Origin of the sequence: Burkholderia sp. Ac-20384 (genome assembly GCF_017104605.1) — a bacterium.
Classification (GTDB): Bacteria; Pseudomonadota; Gammaproteobacteria; order Burkholderiales; family Burkholderiaceae; genus Burkholderia; species Burkholderia lata.
Genome location: NZ_JAAGPE010000220.1, coordinates 1 through 16,264, shown reverse-complemented (window position 1 = coordinate 16,264; position 16,264 = coordinate 1). Strand labels below are relative to the sequence as shown.

The 16,264-nt window shown below is 66.6% G+C and carries 15 protein-coding genes and 1 pseudogene; 6 read left to right on the top strand and 10 right to left on the bottom strand.

The annotated features are described in order from the left end of the window. Nucleotides 1-226 precede the first annotated feature (226 nt). Entirely contained in the window at nucleotides 227-496 is a 270-nt protein-coding gene (locus G3O00_RS30065; RefSeq protein ID WP_011353737.1) for a hypothetical protein, read from the top strand. Nucleotides 497-650: 154 nt separating this feature from the next. Continuing rightward, the gene (locus G3O00_RS30060; RefSeq protein WP_011353736.1) at nucleotides 651-1,646 is read left to right on the top strand and encodes a DedA family protein/thiosulfate sulfurtransferase GlpE; all 996 of its coding nucleotides are present in this window, start codon (nucleotides 651-653) and stop codon (nucleotides 1,644-1,646) included. A 54-nt stretch (nucleotides 1,647-1,700) separates the two neighbouring features. Here G3O00_RS30060 and G3O00_RS30055 read toward each other — a convergent pair whose 3' ends face one another. The 7 genes from G3O00_RS30055 to G3O00_RS30025 form a co-directional block, all read right to left on the bottom strand. Further along, nucleotides 1,701-3,161 (bottom strand): OprD family porin, encoded by a 1,461-nt coding sequence (locus G3O00_RS30055; RefSeq protein WP_206145193.1) that lies wholly within the window; start codon nucleotides 3,159-3,161, stop codon nucleotides 1,701-1,703. A 165-nt stretch (nucleotides 3,162-3,326) separates the two neighbouring features. Further along, nucleotides 3,327-4,346: an oligopeptide/dipeptide ABC transporter ATP-binding protein gene (locus G3O00_RS30050; protein ID WP_206145192.1), complete on the bottom strand. Its 1,020-nt coding sequence runs from the start codon at nucleotides 4,344-4,346 to the stop codon at nucleotides 3,327-3,329. Next, entirely contained in the window at nucleotides 4,343-5,335 is a 993-nt protein-coding gene (locus tag G3O00_RS30045; protein WP_206145191.1) for an ABC transporter ATP-binding protein, read from the bottom strand. The genes G3O00_RS30050 and G3O00_RS30045 overlap by 4 nt, the downstream gene beginning before the upstream one ends. Before the next feature lies 1 nt (nucleotide 5,336). After that, nucleotides 5,337-6,239, bottom strand: a complete 903-nt coding sequence (locus G3O00_RS30040) for an ABC transporter permease subunit (protein WP_011353732.1) — start codon at nucleotides 6,237-6,239, stop codon at nucleotides 5,337-5,339. A 13-nt stretch (nucleotides 6,240-6,252) separates the two neighbouring features. After that, the gene (locus G3O00_RS30035; protein WP_206145190.1) at nucleotides 6,253-7,191 is read right to left on the bottom strand and encodes an ABC transporter permease subunit; all 939 of its coding nucleotides are present in this window, start codon (nucleotides 7,189-7,191) and stop codon (nucleotides 6,253-6,255) included. An 11-nt stretch (nucleotides 7,192-7,202) separates the two neighbouring features. Then, a complete protein-coding gene (locus tag G3O00_RS30030; protein ID WP_206145189.1) occupies nucleotides 7,203-8,813 on the bottom strand; it encodes a peptide ABC transporter substrate-binding protein in 1,611 nt (536 codons plus the stop codon). A gap of 179 nt (nucleotides 8,814-8,992) precedes the next feature. After that, complete coding sequence (locus G3O00_RS30025; protein WP_011353729.1) at nucleotides 8,993-9,574, bottom strand: cupin domain-containing protein; 582 nt, start codon at nucleotides 9,572-9,574, stop codon at nucleotides 8,993-8,995. A 499-nt stretch (nucleotides 9,575-10,073) separates the two neighbouring features. On the opposite strand from G3O00_RS30025, the gene G3O00_RS30020 reads away from it, so the two are divergent. Together G3O00_RS30020 and G3O00_RS43520 are read left to right on the top strand one after the other, a co-directional pair. Continuing rightward, on the top strand, nucleotides 10,074-11,594 hold the full coding sequence (locus tag G3O00_RS30020; RefSeq protein WP_011353728.1) for an oligopeptide:H+ symporter: 1,521 nt from the start codon (nucleotides 10,074-10,076) through the stop codon (nucleotides 11,592-11,594). A gap of 120 nt (nucleotides 11,595-11,714) precedes the next feature. After that, entirely contained in the window at nucleotides 11,715-11,921 is a 207-nt protein-coding gene (locus G3O00_RS43520) for a hypothetical protein (protein ID WP_041493147.1), read from the top strand. Nucleotides 11,922-11,967: 46 nt separating this feature from the next. Here G3O00_RS43520 and G3O00_RS30015 read toward each other — a convergent pair whose 3' ends face one another. The 3 genes from G3O00_RS30015 to G3O00_RS30005 form a co-directional block, all read right to left on the bottom strand. Next, on the bottom strand, nucleotides 11,968-13,092 hold the full coding sequence (locus tag G3O00_RS30015) for an OpgC domain-containing protein (protein ID WP_206145188.1): 1,125 nt from the start codon (nucleotides 13,090-13,092) through the stop codon (nucleotides 11,968-11,970). Nucleotides 13,093-13,489: 397 nt separating this feature from the next. Next, a complete protein-coding gene (rarD, locus tag G3O00_RS30010; RefSeq protein ID WP_011353726.1) occupies nucleotides 13,490-14,389 on the bottom strand; it encodes an EamA family transporter RarD in 900 nt (299 codons plus the stop codon). Between the two features lie 16 nt (nucleotides 14,390-14,405). Beyond that, nucleotides 14,406-14,702 carry an acylphosphatase gene (locus G3O00_RS30005; protein ID WP_041493146.1) on the bottom strand — a complete coding sequence of 99 codons (297 nt, stop codon included), beginning with the start codon at nucleotides 14,700-14,702 and terminating at the stop codon, nucleotides 14,406-14,408. 176 nt (nucleotides 14,703-14,878) lie between these two features. Between G3O00_RS30005 and hpnA the strand changes: the two genes are divergently transcribed. Then, a complete protein-coding gene (gene hpnA / locus G3O00_RS30000) occupies nucleotides 14,879-15,886 on the top strand; it encodes a hopanoid-associated sugar epimerase (protein ID WP_011353724.1) in 1,008 nt (335 codons plus the stop codon). A gap of 108 nt (nucleotides 15,887-15,994) precedes the next feature. Next, nucleotides 15,995-16,264: pseudogene (locus G3O00_RS29995) on the top strand (phage tail protein); the annotation flags it as partial.

Here is a 16,264-nt window from a genome sequence, read left to right as displayed (position 1 = left end):
GCTGGGCCGGCCGCGAACGGCGGTCAGGCGCCGTCCGCGGCTGCGCCCGATCCGCCGCAAACGCCCGCCCCGCGCGGCTCAAACATCAGAAGGATAGGTGGTTCAGCCCTCATTTCACCCCTCGAAAATGCTCCGAATTGCGGCCCGTTCGCGTTAAACTGCGTCAAGCTGTATTCAACAAAGACATCTTCGCCACTACGGCATCCACGATACGAGGATAGGTTCGATGCGCACTACCGGCTCATCCGGGGCAATGACCCTGCTCACCGAACACGACCCGGCCGACGGCCGCGAATTGCGCTCGCTCCGGCTCGAAGCAACCGGCGACGGCAAGAGCGTGCTGCTGATCGAGATCGACGAACGCAAGCCCGGCATCCACCGCGAAGTCCGCTACGAGATCACGCCGGCCGAACTGATCGCGGCGATCCGCTCGCATGGCGCCGAGCTGCCCGGCGAAAACCACGGCGCCGCGTCGCTGGCCCGCACCTCTTCCTGATTTTGGGCGGTGAGCCGCGCGCAACGCGCCGGCTCACCGACATCTCCCTGCCGCCGTCAGGCGCTTTGTGTTATTCCCTCCGCTGACTTGAAAAAGGCCGATAATCGGCCCATCTGCGTGCCTTCCGCACGCGTTTCCTTTTCGGCCAGCCGTCATGCTCCTTCGTGACCTCGTCGCCCAATACGGGCCGCTTCTCGTCTTCGCCAACGTGCTCGCAGCGGCCATCGGGCTGCCGGTGCCCGCGATGCCGACGCTCGTGCTGTTCGGCGCGATGTCCGCGATGCATCCGGCGATGATCGGCTCGCAACTGGTCACGGTGGTCGCGCTGTCGGTGCTCGGCGCACTGATCGGCGATACGGTCTGGTACCTCGCCGGCCGGCGCTTCGGCGGCACGACGCTGAAAACGATCTGCCGGCTATCGCTGTCGCGTGACAGCTGCGTGAAGAAAACCGAACGCTTCTTCGGCCGCTACGGCGTGCGCGTGCTCGCGGTCGCGCGCTTCATTCCGGGGCTGTCGCTCGTGTCGGTGCCGATGGCCGGCGCATTCGGCACGCGCTACCGCACGTTCGTCGGCTACGATGCGCTCGGCGCCGCGCTGTGGACGATCGTCGGGCTGGTGATCGGGGTGATGTTCTATCGCCAGATCGACTGGCTGTTCGCCGGTGCCGGCCAGCTCGGCCGCGTGGCGCTGCTGGTGGCCGTCGCGGTGCTCGCGGTGTACGCGGCGATCCGCTGGATGCGCCGCCGCGCGCTGATCCGCCAGCTCGCGAGCGCGCGGGTCGGCGTCGACGAGCTCGACGCGATGCTGCGCGATACGTCCGCGCCGGTGGTCCTCGACGTACGCTCGCCCGAGCACCGCAAGCTCGACCCGTTCACGATTCCCGGTGCGCAGTTCGCGGACGAACGCCAGATCGGCGACATCGTCGCGCGCTATCCGTTCTCGCAGAAGTTCGTCGTGTACTGCTCGTGCCCGAACGAGTTCACGGCCGCGTTGATGGCGAAGCGCCTGCTCGACGCAGGCTTCACCGATGCGCTCGCGCTGCGCGGCGGCCTCGACGCATGGCGCGATACGGGCCGCCAGCTCACGTCGCTCGTGGAAGACATGCCCGCTGCGAACGATCCGGTCGCGGGGCTGCACAAGCCGGCCTGATCGTTTCGATCGAAGGCCGGCCGTGCGATGCGGGGGCGCCTGCGCCCCCTTCGATCAGAACGCGTGCAGCGGCAGGTTCACGACCAGACGGTACTCGGTGTTCGTCGCGTCCGAGTAGTGTGCCGAACCGGCGTGCCACATCGCGATGAACGTGACCTTCGTGTCCTTCAGCTTGCCGCTCTGGAACGTGTACGACGGGATGAAGCCGAACTCGTGGTGACGGCCCTGCACCGGCGCGCCGTTGCTCCAGTAGATGCTCGACTTGCTCGGGTCGTTCGCCGCACCCGCGCTGCCGTCCGCACCCCAGCCCGTCACGCCCCAGACCATCGCCTTGAAGCCCGGCAGGCCCGCTTCCTTGCCGTAGAACGTGTAACGCAGCTGCAGCGATTTTTCGTGCGGCGCGTTGTAGTCGACGTCCATCGAGTTGGTCAGGAAGATGCCGTTCGTTTCGTTCAGGTAGTCGAAGAACTGGTCGCCGAGCACCTGCTGGAAGCCGAGCAGCAGCTCGTGCGGGCCGTGCTGCGCGGCCAGCGACAGGCTGTATGCGTTGTTGTTGATCTTGCCTTGCAGCGCATCGCCCGTATCGTGCGTCGAGTAGACGTTACCGAAGCCCGTCCACTTGATCGTCTGCGGGCTGCCGATGCTGTGCTTCAACGACGCGTAGTACTGGTGCCACACGTCGTCGGCCTGGTTCGCGTACAGCGCGACTTCGCCATTCGGTGAGTAGTCCCACGTACCGCCGACATACGACAGGCGATTGATGCGCGTGCCGCCGTACTGCGTCGTCAGGTTGGTGAGCGTCGTGTGACCACGTGCATCGGTCTTCGTGAAGCTACCGCCTTCGAGCATCACGTTCTTGAATTCATTGCTGACGATCGTCGTACCGAGGAACGTCGGCGGCAGCGCACGGTTGTCGTGCTGCTCCATGAACGGGTTGTCGACGGCCTGCAGACCGTACTTGACCACCGTGTTCGAGATGCGCACCTTCACGTCGTAGATGCCGGGATAGGCCCAGGCGAGCTGGTTGCCGCCACCGCCGCCCTTGGCGATGTGCACCATGCTGCCGGCGCCCTGGCCGCCGTCGAGCTTCAGCGCCGCATACAGCGATGCGTCGAAACCGATACCGATCAGGCCCGTCGTATAGCCCGACTCGAAGTTCGCCATCGCGCCCTGGACCCACGCGTGACGATGCGGCCCGCCCTTCGCGTCGAGCACGTCGGCATAGTTGCGGAACAGGAAGTTGAGGTGGCTGTCGGCAATGAAGCCCTTCGACTGCGACTGAGCCGACGGCTCGTCGGGCGGCGTGACGGCCTGGTTCGCTTCGGCGTTGACAATGGCGTTCGGGGTCGTTGCCTGCGCAACGGTCGTGCCCGGTGCGGCCTGAGCGACCGTCAGCGGGGCGGGGGCCGCGTCGTCGGCGTGCGCGACGCCCGTCAGCGAGACACCGGCGAGTGCCGGCAGCCCCCACGCAAGCAGCATTTTCGATGCCGTCCCGATCGTCTTCTGTTTTTTCATCGTAATTCTCGTCTTGTGTTGATATCGTCCACGCCGGTTGCGATCCGCGCCCGGCCCCCCGGCGCGCCCGGTTAAGGACGCGCCTGTACCCGCGGCGCGAAGATCGTTCGCGCCGCACCTACCCCTGTTGACCTGCCTTGGTTATGTTTGCTGCGTCACTTCAGCTCACGCCACACCCGCGCGGATGCACGCGACACGCGCGGCCGACCCCTGCCGAACTTCCGGCAGCGGCACGTCCTGCGCGCACGCTTCGATCGCAACCGGACAGCGCGTGCGGAACGCACAGCCGGACGGCGGGTTGAGCGGCGAGGGCATCTCGCCCGCCAGCAGCATCGGACGGCGAGCACGCTCGCGCGCCGGCTCCGGCGTCGGCGCCGCATCGAGCAGCGCCTTCGTGTACGGGTGTTGAGGCACGCCGTACACGTCATGCCGCGTGCCGAACTCCATCACGCGGCCGAGATACATCACGAGCACACGCTGGCTGATGGCCTTCACCACCGCCAGATCGTGCGCAACGAACAGATAGGACAACGACAGTTCGCGTTGAAGATCGCGCAGCAGGTTCACGATCTGCGCCTGGATCGACACGTCGAGCGCCGATACGGGTTCGTCGCAGATCACGAGCTTCGGCTCGCCGATCAGTGCGCGTGCGATGCCGACGCGCTGGCACTGCCCGCCGGAAAACTCGTGCGGATAACGCAGCAGGTGATGCGCGTTCAGGCCGACGCGTTCGAGCATCGTGACGACGCGGCGGCGCACCTCGGTGCGACCGAGGCCGGACTGGTGCGTGACGAGCGGCTCCGCGACGACCTGTTCGATCGTCATGCGCGGATCGAGCGACGCGAGCGGATCCTGGAAGATCATCTGCACTTCGCGCCGCATCGTGGTGCCGCGCAGGTGATCGGGCGCCACGGCTTCGCCGCGCCATTTCACCGTGCCGGCCGTCATCGGCACGAGGCCGATCAGCGCACGCGCGAGCGTCGACTTCCCGCAGCCCGATTCGCCGACGAGCCCGACCGTCTCGCCGCGCTTCACGTCGAACGACACGCCGTCGACGGCGCGCAGCGTCCCCTTCGGCGACCACGGATAGCCGCCGAGCGGCACGCGGAAGTGCACTTTCAAACCGTCGACGGACAGCAGCGTGTCGTCCGTCGCGCCGGCATTACGGCGTTCATTGACGCTCATCGCAGACCTCCCGTCAGATCGGCCACGGGACGGTGGCACGCGCGCACCGCGCCCACGGCGCCATAGGTTTCGAGCGCGGGGCGCGCCGCGCCGCAGCGTTCTTCCGCATACGTGCAGCGCTTCGCGAACGCGCAGCCAGCCGGCGCGGTGCCGGGCATCGGCGGGTTGCCGGGAATCGCGACGAGCGGCGCATCGTCCGCGTCGGTCAGGCGCGGCAGCGCGTTGAGCAGGCCGATCGTGTACGGATGCGACGGCGCCGCGAAGATCGATTCGGCCGGCGCGTATTCGACGGTGCGGCCCGCATACATGACCATCACGTCGTCCGCGAGGCCCGCGACCACGCCCATGTCGTGCGTGATCAGCACGATCGCGGTGCCGCGCTCGCGGTTCAGCTCGCGCAGCAGGTCGATGATCTGTGCCTGCACGGTCACGTCGAGCGCGGTGGTCGGTTCGTCGGCGATCAGGATTTCCGGCTCGGACAGCAGCGCCATCGCGATCATCACGCGCTGGCGCATGCCGCCCGAGAACTCGTGCGGATACATGCGGATGCGGCGTGCCGCGTCGGGGATGCGCACCGATTCGAGCGCCTCGATCGCGCGCTTCGTGGCTTCCTTGCGCGACAGCTTGCGATGCAGCTGCAGCGTCTCGGTCATCTGCCGCTCGATCGTCAGGAACGGATTGAGCGACGTCATCGGATCCTGGAAGATCATCGCGATCCGGTCGCCGCGCACCTTGTTCAGCGCACGCGAATCCATCTCCAGCAAGTTGTCGCCGCGATAGCGCGCAGCGCCGGTCGTCGAGCCGTTGCCGGCCAGCAGGCCGAGCATCGCCATCACGGTCTGGCTCTTGCCCGAGCCCGATTCGCCGACGATGCCGAGCGTCTTGCCGGCTTCGAGCGCGAACGACACGCCGCTCACGGCGTCGACCGGCGGCGCGTCCCTGCGCGTGAAGCGCACGCCGAGGTTGTCTACTTCTAGTAGGGCTGCCATTTCAGCGATCCTTCGGGTCGAGCGCGTCACGCAGGCCATCGCCGACGAAGTTCACGCAGTAGAGCGTCACGCACAGCATGACGGCCGGGGCCAGCAGCAGCCACGGCATCGATTCCAGTTTCTGCGCGCCGTCCTGGATCAGCACGCCCCAGCTCGTCATCGGTTCCTGCACGCCGAGGCCGAGGAACGACAGCACCGATTCGGTCAGCACGATGCCCGGCACCGAGACCGTCGCATACACGACGACCACGCCGAGCAGGTTCGGCACGATGTGGCGCAGCACGATCGATGCCGGCGACACGCCGATCGCACGCGCCGCATCGACGAACTCGCGGCTGCGCAGCGACAGCGTCTGGCCGCGCACGACACGCGCCATGTCGATCCACGAGAACGCACTGATGGTCAGCACGACCAGCATGAACGAGCGGCCGAACAGGGTCATCATCAGGATCGCGATCAACAGGTACGGGATCGCGTACATCATGTCGACGATGCGCATCATCACGGAGTCGACGCGGCCGCCCGCGAAGCCCGCGGTCGCGCCCCACGCGACGCCGAACAGGCCCGACACGAGCGTGCCGAGCAGGCCAACCTCGATCGACACGCGGCCGCCGATCAGCGTACGCACCAGCAGGTCGCGGCCGAGCTCGTCGGTGCCGAACCAGTGCTGGTTCGCCCAGGTCGGCGGCAGGCTGATCGAGCCCCAGTCGCTCGCGGCGGGATCGGCCGCGAGCAGCCACGGGCCGACGAAACACGTGAGCGTGATCAGCACGAGCAGCACGAGGCTGAACACGGCCGCACGGTTGTGAAGGAAGCGCGCCATCGCAAGCGAGAGCGGCGAGCGCGAACGCGGCGGCGAGTCGGTCTGCACGGGCAGGCCGACGACAGGAGTAGTCGGAGTCATCGCTGTGCCTCGATCAATAACGGATGCGCGGATCGAGCCACGCGTACGCGAGGTCGACCAGCAGGTTGAACAGCACCGCGCAGACGGTCGTCAGCACGACGAGGCCGAGCACCAGCGTGTAGTCGCGGTTGATGGCACCGTTCACGACGAGCTGCCCGAGCCCCGGCAGCGCGAACACCGATTCGGTGACGACGGCGGCCGTGATCGACGAGATGCAGACCGTGCCGAACAGCGACACGACCGGCATCAGCGCGGGCTTCAGCGCGTGGCGCAGCACGATCGTCGAGCCCGGCAGGCCCTTCGCGCGCGCGGTGCGGATGTAGTTGCTCGACAGCGTCTCGATCATCGAGCCGCGCATCACGCGTGCGAGCAGCGACATGTTGATGAAGGTCAGCAGCACGATCGGCAGCAGCCGGTACTGCCAGCCGCCGTCACCCCAGCCGCCCGCCGGCAGCCAGCCGTTGCCCGACGACGTCTTCAGCAGGATCGCGAAGATCCAGACGAGCACGGGGCCGAGCACGAACGGCGGGATGACGTTGCCGAAGTTGCCGATCAGCATCACGAAGCGGTCGATGAAGCTGTCGCGGCGCACGGCCGCGATGGTGCCGAGCAACACGCCGCACCCGATCGAGATCGGGATCGACACGCCGCCCACGCCGAGGCTCACGGGCAGCGCTTTCTTCACGAGATCGTTCACGGACCAGTCGACGTAGCGGAACGACGGGCCGAGATCGCCGTGCAGCAGCGCGTTCAGGTACATCAGGTACTGCTTCCACAGCGGCTCGTCGAGGTGATACTTCGCATTCAGGTTCGCGAGCGTTGCCGCGGACAGCTGCTTCTCCGTATCGAACGGGCCGCCGGGCGTGAAATGCAGGAGCAGGTAGCAGACGGTGACGACCGCGAGGATCGTCGGCACCGCCCACAACGTGCGCCTCAGTGCGTAGGCCAGCATGATCGCTCCGCTCAGTGCTTGATCAGGTACATGTCCTGCGAAGCACGCATGTCGATCACGTTCTTCAGCGAGTAGCCGCCCACATAGGGCTTCACGAGACGGTCCGCCGAGTACTGGAACAGCGGCACCATCGGCGTGTCGTTCATCGCCGTGTCGTGCGCCTGCGTGAGCAGTGCGGCGCGCGACTTGTCGTCGAGCTTCTGGTTGCCGTCCTCGACGTACGTGTCGACCTGCTTGTTGCAGTAGCCGACGGTGTTCTGCGAGCTGCCGCAGCGGATCAGGTCGAAGAAGGTCATCGCGTCGTTGTAGTCGGCGAACCAGCCGTCGCGCGCGATCTGCACCTTGCCGTCATGCCGCTCCTTCATCAGCACCTTGAACTCGACGTTCTCGAGCTTCGTGTTGATGCCGAGCTTCGTGCGCCATTCCGACGCGGTAAACAGCGCGACCTTCTTGTGCAAGTCGTTGGTGTTGTACGTCAGCGTGAACGACAGCGGCTTCGCGTCCGAGTAGCCGGCCTGCTTCAGCAGGTTCTTCGCGGCGTCGACGCGCTTGGCCATCGGCCACGACGCCCATTCCGGCGTGAACGGCTGCACACCCTTCGTGCCCTTCGGCATCAGGCCGTACATCGGCTTCTCGCCGGCCTGCGTGAGCTTCGACGTCAGCACGTCGCGATCGATCACCATCGACAGCGCCTGGCGCACGCGCTTGTCCTTCAGTGCCGGGTCGCTGTTGTTCAGGTAGTAGTAGTAGGTTGCAAGCTGCAGGCCCGGGCGCAGTTCGCCGCCGAACTGCTTGCTGACCTGCTGGAAGATGCCCGACGGGATCGAGTAGCTGTAGTCGATCTGGCCGGCCTGGTACATGCGCATCGCGGTTTCGTCGCTTTCGATCGGCAGGAACGTGACCTTGTTGATCACGACCTTCGACGCGTTCCAGTACTTCGCGTCCTTCGTCACGACGATGCGGTTGTTCGGCTGCCAGTCGACGAGCTGGTATGCACCGTTGCTGACGATGTTGCCCGGGCGCGTCCACGCGTCGCCGAACTTCGCGACGACGTCCTTGTTCACCGGCACGAGCGGCGCCATCGCGGTCAGCTCGGGGAAGAACGCGACCGGCACGTCGGTCGTCACCTCGAGCGTGTACGGATCGACGGCGCGCACGCCGAGCGTCGACGGCGCGGCCTTGCCCGCGATGATGTCCTTCGAGTTCTTCACGAACTCGACGAGGATCGTGTATTTCGAGCCCGTCTTCGGATCGACGAGGCGCTGCCACGAATAGACGAAATCGGCGGCCGTCACCGGCTGGCCGTTGCTCCACTTCGCGTCACGGCGAAGCTTGAAGATCCACGTCGTCGGCGTCTTGTGTTCCCACGACAGCGCGACACCCGGCACGACCTGGCCGGCTGCATCGATGCGGGCCAGCCCTTCGAACAGGTCGAGGCCGATCGTGTTGCCGGTCCACGACTCGATGTGCGCCGGGTCGAGCGACTCGACTTCGGCGGGCACCTGTCGCGTCAGGTCCTGTTGAGGAGCGAGCGCGACGTTCGACGGAACGGTAACGGCGTGGGCGACAGGCGTCAGGGCGAGCGCGGCCAGCACGGCCGACATGGCATGCAAGGATTTCATCGTGGCAGTCTTGAGAAGGGTTGTTCGGTGAGCGTCGCGCGGCGGATGCCGCGGATTACGCGTGAGACGCTGACGGGTGCAGCGATTGAGGAGGCCCGTGATTCTCGTATTGCATTTTAGTATTCCTTACGTTTCTTTCGACAGGCATTCCGTCTTCGAAACGAAGGAATACCTGTGCGTTAGAACAGCCTCGGTGTACCGACCCAGACCACCACCGACTCGATCTTCGCGGTGTTGACCCAGCTGTGCGGGACCGTCGACTGATAGTGCGAGCTGTCACCGGCCTGCAGGACGAACGTCTTGCCTTCCAGCGTCAGCGACACTTCCCCTTCAATCACATACAGGAACTCCTCTCCTGCATGTGTCGTCACCTCCGACCGCTTCTGCCCCGGCGGCATCCTCACGAGGATCGCCTCCAGCTGGCGCCCTTCGGATACGTTCGTCAGCCGCGCGAACAGGTTCGCCGAATCGGCAAACCCGAAGAAGCGCAGCTGCTCGCCTCGGCAAACCGAGCGTTCCTCGCTCGGCGTATCCACAAAGTACTGCACCGTCACACCGAGCGCGTGCGCGATACCGGCCAACGATGTCAGCGACGGCGACGCGAGCCCGCGTTCGACTTGAGACAGAAACGGCTTCGAAATCCCCGCGGCGGTAGCGGTGTCGTCGAGCGTGCGCTTCAGTCGTTGGCGCAACGCGCGAATCTTGCTGCCCAGTGCGGCGGTAGCGTTTGCAGACCGCGAGTTTTCAGTGGGGGGAACCATAGCAGGCCGAAAAGTGATCGTCAAAAAATGTTTGATGGAAAATAACTAAGTTAGAACGATATAGCTTAGTCTTCGGGTTCGCACACGTCTTCGGTGTTGAGCCCGGTGCACTAAACGGGACACGAGACGAGCGAAATGACGCGCTATCTTGCCAGACTCGCCGGCTTCACAGGCAAGCTGCAAGCGGCTCTCCGGGAATCTTCGGATGGCCGGCGCGAAAGCTTACAACTAGATGATGAGACGAATGTTCCTGAAAGCTACTGCCACATTAGGAGTTTCCCTAGGTGGCAGATACGTGACGCACCGGACCGGTAGCCGCTACCATGCGCGCGCCGGTCGGGGCCCCTCCCCGCCACACCAGGCGGAGTCAGACCCCGGCCCGGGCTAACCGCCCGACTGTTCCATCGCCAGCACGAAGCCTACCCGGCCCATTGTGCACCGGCGCCAGTTCGACCCCTAGACGACGCGCGATCCGTGCCGTCCGTTTCAAACGAGATTGATGATGCAACCACCTGTTTCACAAACCCGATCGTTCACGACGGTCTTCCTCATCGAAATGTGGGAGCGCTTCGGCTACTACGGCATGGCCGCGCTCCTGGTCCTCTTCATGGTCGACCGGCTCGGTTTCACCGACAGCCATGCGAACCTGACCTGGGGTGCGTTCACCGCACTCGTCTATGCCGCGCCGTCGATCGGCGGCTGGATCGGCGACAAGGTGCTCGGCGCCCGCCGCACGATGATCATCGGCGCGTCCGTGCTGTGCGCCGGCTACCTGATGCTCGCAGTACCGAACGATCACCTGACGTACATGTATACGTCGCTCGGCGTGATCGTCGTCGGTAACGGCCTGTTCAAGGCCAATGCGGCGAACCTCGTGCGCCGTATCTATGAAGGCGACGACGCGCGCATCGACAGCGCGTTCACGATCTACTACATGGCAGTCAACATCGGCTCGACGGTGTCGATGCTCGCGACGCCGTGGATCAAGGATCACTGGGGCTGGCACACCGCGTTCGCGGTCTGCTGCGGCGGCATGCTGCTCGCGATCCTCAACTTCATGCTGATGCATCGCACGCTCGCGCACGTCGGCTCGCTGCCGGACGACCAGCCGATCCGCTGGAAGCGCCTCGGCGCGGTCGCGCTGGGCGGCGTCGGGCTCGCGCTGATCACGCTGTACGTGCTGCAGCACAAGCAGCTCGCCGTCGCCAGCGTGTGGACGGCAGCGTTCGCGATCCTCGCGATCTTCGCATACATGATCGCGAAGTCGGAGCGCTCGGAGCGTGCCGGCCTGATCGCGGCGCTCGTGCTGATCGGCCAGGTGATCCTGTTCTTCATCTTCTACGTGCAGATGTCGACGTCGCTGACGCTGTTCGCGCTGCGCAACGTCGATCCGCGCTTCATGCTGTTCGACACGACGCTGTTCACGTGGAGCGCCGCGCAGTTCCAGGCGCTGAACCCGATCTGGATCATGCTGCTGAGCCCGGTGCTCGTGTGGGTCTACAACGCCGTCGCGAAAAGCGGCCGTGACCTGCCGGTCGCCGCGAAATACGCGCTCGGCTTCGGTGCAGTGGCCGCAGGCTACCTGGTGTTCACGATCAGCGGCCGCTACGCGATCGACGGCCGCGTGTCGTCGTGGTTCATGGTGTGGGGCTACGGCCTCTACTCGCTCGGCGAACTGCTGGTGAGCGGCCTCGGCCTCGCGATGATCGCCCGCTACGTGCCGGCGCGCATGAGCGGCTTCATGATGGGTGCGTACTTCGTCGCGACGGGCGTGTCGCAGTATCTGGGCAGCGTCGTCGCGAACTTCGCGCAGATGCCGTCGCACGACCTGCCGGCCACCGAATCGCTGCCGCTGTACCTGTCGCTGTTCGAGAAGCTCGGCTGGCTCGCCGCGATCGGCATGGTGCTCGCGCTGCTGCTGCTGCCGCTGATGAATCGCCTGTCGCGTCAGCACCAGCGTTGTGCGGAAGAGCGTCGCGAAGAAGCACTGCAGACGCAGGGCGTCGCCGCCGCGCAGTAAGTAATATCCCTCGGCGTGCGGCCTGCACGCCACATTCTCCCGCCAGTCACGCGAACGCGTCCTACACTGGTTGCAGGAAGCGCATCCGCTTCGCGAGATGCGCACTGGCGGGAGAGGACCATGAAAAGCAGAACAATGCGGCTCTTGAGGATACTGTCGGACATCCGGCACGCTCAGCGCTGCACCGCGATACGCGCCGCGCGAGCCGCAGCCGAAGCCGACGCGGTACTCGCGGAACGCGACGATCCGGCGCCCGACGAACGCGACGACGCCGAATCCGACGACGCCACCGCCGTTCCCCGCTCCCGTATCGGCTCACCTCACTGACGCCGCGCGGCACATTCGGTGCCGCACGCGCCGCCTCCCGCGCCGCTCAAGCAGCCGCGCTGCGCCACCGCGCGATCCACGTTCCCGAACCGGCCACGGCCATCATCAGCCCGAGCGCGCACGCGTCGGCCACGAGGCCCACGCCGACCTGCCGCAGATCGGCACTCCGCACGAGCGGATGCAATAGCGAATCGATGACGAGCGAGATCGCCGCGCCTGCGACGAAGCAGATCAGCCCGCGCTGGCCCACGGCCACGACGGGGCGCACACCCTGCGCGATCCGCGCGATCCAGCCGAAGCGCACGCAATCGGCCATCAGCCACGCGATGGCCGCGAAGCTCACGACGCGCGGCAGCGCGAGATCGCGCTTGAACACGCCTTCCGGCAGCGGCAACCCCGAGAACAGCTTGTAGCTCGCGCAGCCGAGCACGATCGCGCACGCGAGCCCGGTCGCGGCGGCCCCCCAGCGCCCGAGCGCGATGCGCCGATAGAACGGCTGGCAGCGCGCGAGCACGCCGGCCACGAACATCAGTTGCCACGCGAACGGATTGAAACTCCAGCGGAATCCGTCGGTATCCAGCAGCTCGGGGCCGAGCCAGCCCGCCGTCAGCCACGACGCGATGCTGAGCGCGACCAGCAGCCACGGATGCCGGCGCGCGAACGGCACGAGCACCGGCGACGCGAGCGCGAACAGCACGTACATCGGCAGCACCGACGCGAGATAGGGCTGGCGCTGGAACGTCAGCAACTCGGCTGCGCCCGTGAGCGGCGAGGCGAGCATCACGCTGACGTCGTCGAGTGCGAGGTTCGGCGCATCGATCCCGTAGTGGTCGAGCACGGCCGACACGACGAGCATCAGCGTCGAGGTCGCGAGAAACGCGCGGTAGATCTGCATCGCGCGGCGCACGAAGCGCTTTTGCGCGGCGCGCGCGCCGTGTCGCTCGGCGATCGCGCCATAGGCGCTCGCGGTCGCGAAGCCGCCGAGAAAGACGAAGACCTCGGCCGCGTCGCACAGCGCGAACGCGTGCAGCGTGACGCGCGACAGCACGCTCGCGCCGATGTGATCGACGACGATCATCAACAGCACGATGCCGCGGAAGAAATCGACTTCGATCAGGCGGCCGCTGCGCGACGGTGGAAAGGTGGCGGAAGGCGGCGGGCTCAACGACATGAGCACACCTGCACGACGGCGGTGCAGCGCGCACCGGCGAATGGATCGGGAAGGAGAAGGCGAGCGGAATCAGCGGCGATACGCGTATGCTCGCATCGCGCCAACCCGGCCGGCCAGGCACGGAGATGACCGTTCATTGAAAGGCTGCATACGAAGGGAAGTCGGTGAGGCCAGTCTAATGGCCGATCCGGGGAGACCCTAAGTAACAAAGTGCAACCGAATCTTCTGTTCGATTACAGGCGCGAGCCTTGTGGCACAAAGCGGGCAGCGTCGCCAGACTCATGCCAGCGCGACGCCAGCTTGCGGTCAACATCGATGGGTTCGACCGCTGCGGCGCCGCCGTTTTGCGATGCGCGACGCGGCATGCTGCACGCAGCCGCCGCATCGCGATCGACGTTTATCCGCGTGCGGGCAGGCGCCGCATCAGCATCGCGCTGTGCCACGCGGTCAGCGCGACGGCGACCCAGATCGGCCCGTACGTCGCGAGCTTCGCGACGCTCAGCGTCTCGCCGAGCAGCAGCAGCGACACCGCGACGAGCAACACCGGTTCGACGTAGCCGAGAATCCCGAACAGCGCCATCGGCAGCATCCGGCTCGCCTTCAGGTAGCTCGCGAGCGCGAGCGTGCTGAGCACGCCGAGGCCCGGCAGCAGCACGGCCCACAGCAGCGGATGATCGGCGACGTGCGTCGTGCTCGTCGCGACCATCGCGAACGCGATCGGGCACAGCAGCGCGATCTCGACCGCGAACGCGGCGAGCGAATCGGCGTTGATCCGCCGGCGCAGCACGAAATACGGCGGATAGCCGAGCGCGACGACGAGCGTCGGCCACGCGAACGCGCGCGTCGCCCACACTTCGTGCGCAACGCCGAGCGCGGCGCACGCGACCGCCGCCCATTGCAGCGGATCGAGCCGCTCGTGATAGTAGAAGCGGCCGACGAGCACCATCGTCAGCGGCAGCAGGAAATAGCCGAGCGACACTTCGAGCATGCGGCCGTGCAGCGGCGCCCAAAGAAACAGCCACAACTGCACGCCGAGCAGCGCGGCGCTCACCGGCAGCGCAATCAGCAGACGCCAGTCGCGCACGCTGCGCCGCAGGAGGTCGACGAGCGCGGGCAAGCGGCCGCGCAGCGCGATCAGCGCGAGCGCGCCCGGTGCGGTCCACAACACGCGCCACGCGAAGATGTCGAGCCCCGTGAGCGGCGCGAGCAGTTTCGCGTAGGCGGACATCAGCGCGAACAGCATCGACGCCGTCACCGACAACATGAGGCCGCGCCCGGCCTCCGGATACCCCGTCATGATCGTTCCGTGCCTCTTACTGCTGCTGGAAGCGCTCGAAGCGCCTTTCGGTCTGGCGTTCCTCGAACGTCACCTCGGTCACGCGCGCGGCCGGCGGCCCGTGGCGCAGCCACGCGAGCATCCGATCGATCTGCGCGCCGGAGCCCTGGATCATCGCCTCGACGGTGCCGTCCTCGAGATTCGCGACCCAGCCGCGCAGCTTCAGCGCATGCGCCTCGCGCACCGTCGCATGACGGAAGCCGACGCCCTGCACGACGCCGCGCACCCGCACGTAGTAGGTCTCGATCCGTTCGTCCAGTTCATTGCGGCTCATCGCGTCGCCCTCCCGTTGCATTCAAGCCCGGCATTGTAGTCGCGTCGGCCGCTTCGCACACGGGCCGGAGCCGGTTCGCCCCCGTCACGGCCTTGCGTCGCCGCCCGCGCCGACCACGTACAATCTCGCCGATGCTCAACCGCCGCGCCGCTCGCGCGCGGCCCTGAAGGAAACGCATGACTGATACCTCCCGCGATCTCGTTCTCGTCACCGGCGCGTCCGGCTTCGTCGGCTCGGCCGTCGCACGCATTGCGCAGCAGAAAGGCTATGCGGTGCGCGTGCTCGTGCGCCCGACCAGCCCGCGCACGAACGTGGCGGACCTCGACGCCGAGATCGTCACCGGCGACATGCGCGACGAGGCGTCGATGCGCGCCGCGCTGCGCGGCGTGCGCTACCTGCTGCACGTGGCGGCCGACTACCGGCTGTGGGCACCCGATCCCGACGAGATCGAGCGCGCGAACCTCGAGGGCGCGGTCGCGACGATGCGCGCGGCGCGCGCGGAAGGCGTCGAGCGGATCGTCTACACGAGCAGCGTCGCGACGCTGAAGGTGACGAGCGCCGGCGATCCGTCCGACGAAAACCGGCCGCTCACGGCCGAGCAGGCGATCGGCGTCTACAAGCGCAGCAAGGTGCTCGCGGAACGCGCGGTCGAGCGGATGATCGCCGACGAAGGGCTGCCGGCCGTGATCGTCAATCCGTCGACGCCGATCGGCCCGCGCGACGTGAAGCCGACGCCCACCGGCCGCATCATCGTCGAAGCCGCGCTCGGCAAGATTCCCGCGTTCGTCGACACGGGGCTGAACCTCGTGCATGTGGACGACGTCGCGCACGGCCACTTCCTCGCGCTCGAGCGCGGCCGGATCGGCGAGCGCTACATCCTCGGCGGCGAGAACCTGCCGCTGCAGCAGATGCTCGCCGACATCGCACAGATGACGGGCCGCAAGGCGCCGACGATCGCGCTGCCGCGCTGGCCGCTCTACCCGCTCGCGGTCGGGGCGGAAGCGGTCGCGAAGTTCACGAAGAAGGAGCCGTTCGTCACCGTGGACGGGCTGCGGATGTCGAAGAACAAGATGTATTTCACGTCCGCGAAGGCCGAGCGCGAGCTTGGCTACCGTGCGCGCCCGTACCGCGAAGGGCTGCGCGATGCGCTCGACTGGTTCGGCTCCGCGGGCTACCTGAAGTAACACAAAGCGGCGTGCTTCACGCCGCTTTGCGCACTTTGTTACACGTCCCGCGCGGCCCGCTACCGGCGCAGCGGTTAAAATCGCGGGTCTTACGCAGAGAAGACACGCATGAACCTGAACGATCAGATCGCTTCGCTCACCATGGGCGTCGATCAGCTGCTCCACGATCACCACGCCGCGCAGCAGGCGGCCCGCAGCGCGGAAGCCTTCGCGCGCGCCGCCGCAACGGAAGCCCAGGCCGCAGCAGAGCGTCATGCCGCCGCGGAAACCGAAGCGCAAGCCGCCGCACAACGCCACACGGCCGCTGCCGCCGATGCCGAGGCTGCGCAGCAGCGCCACGCCAGCGCGACCGCCGCCGCGGAAGCCGCCGCCCAGCGA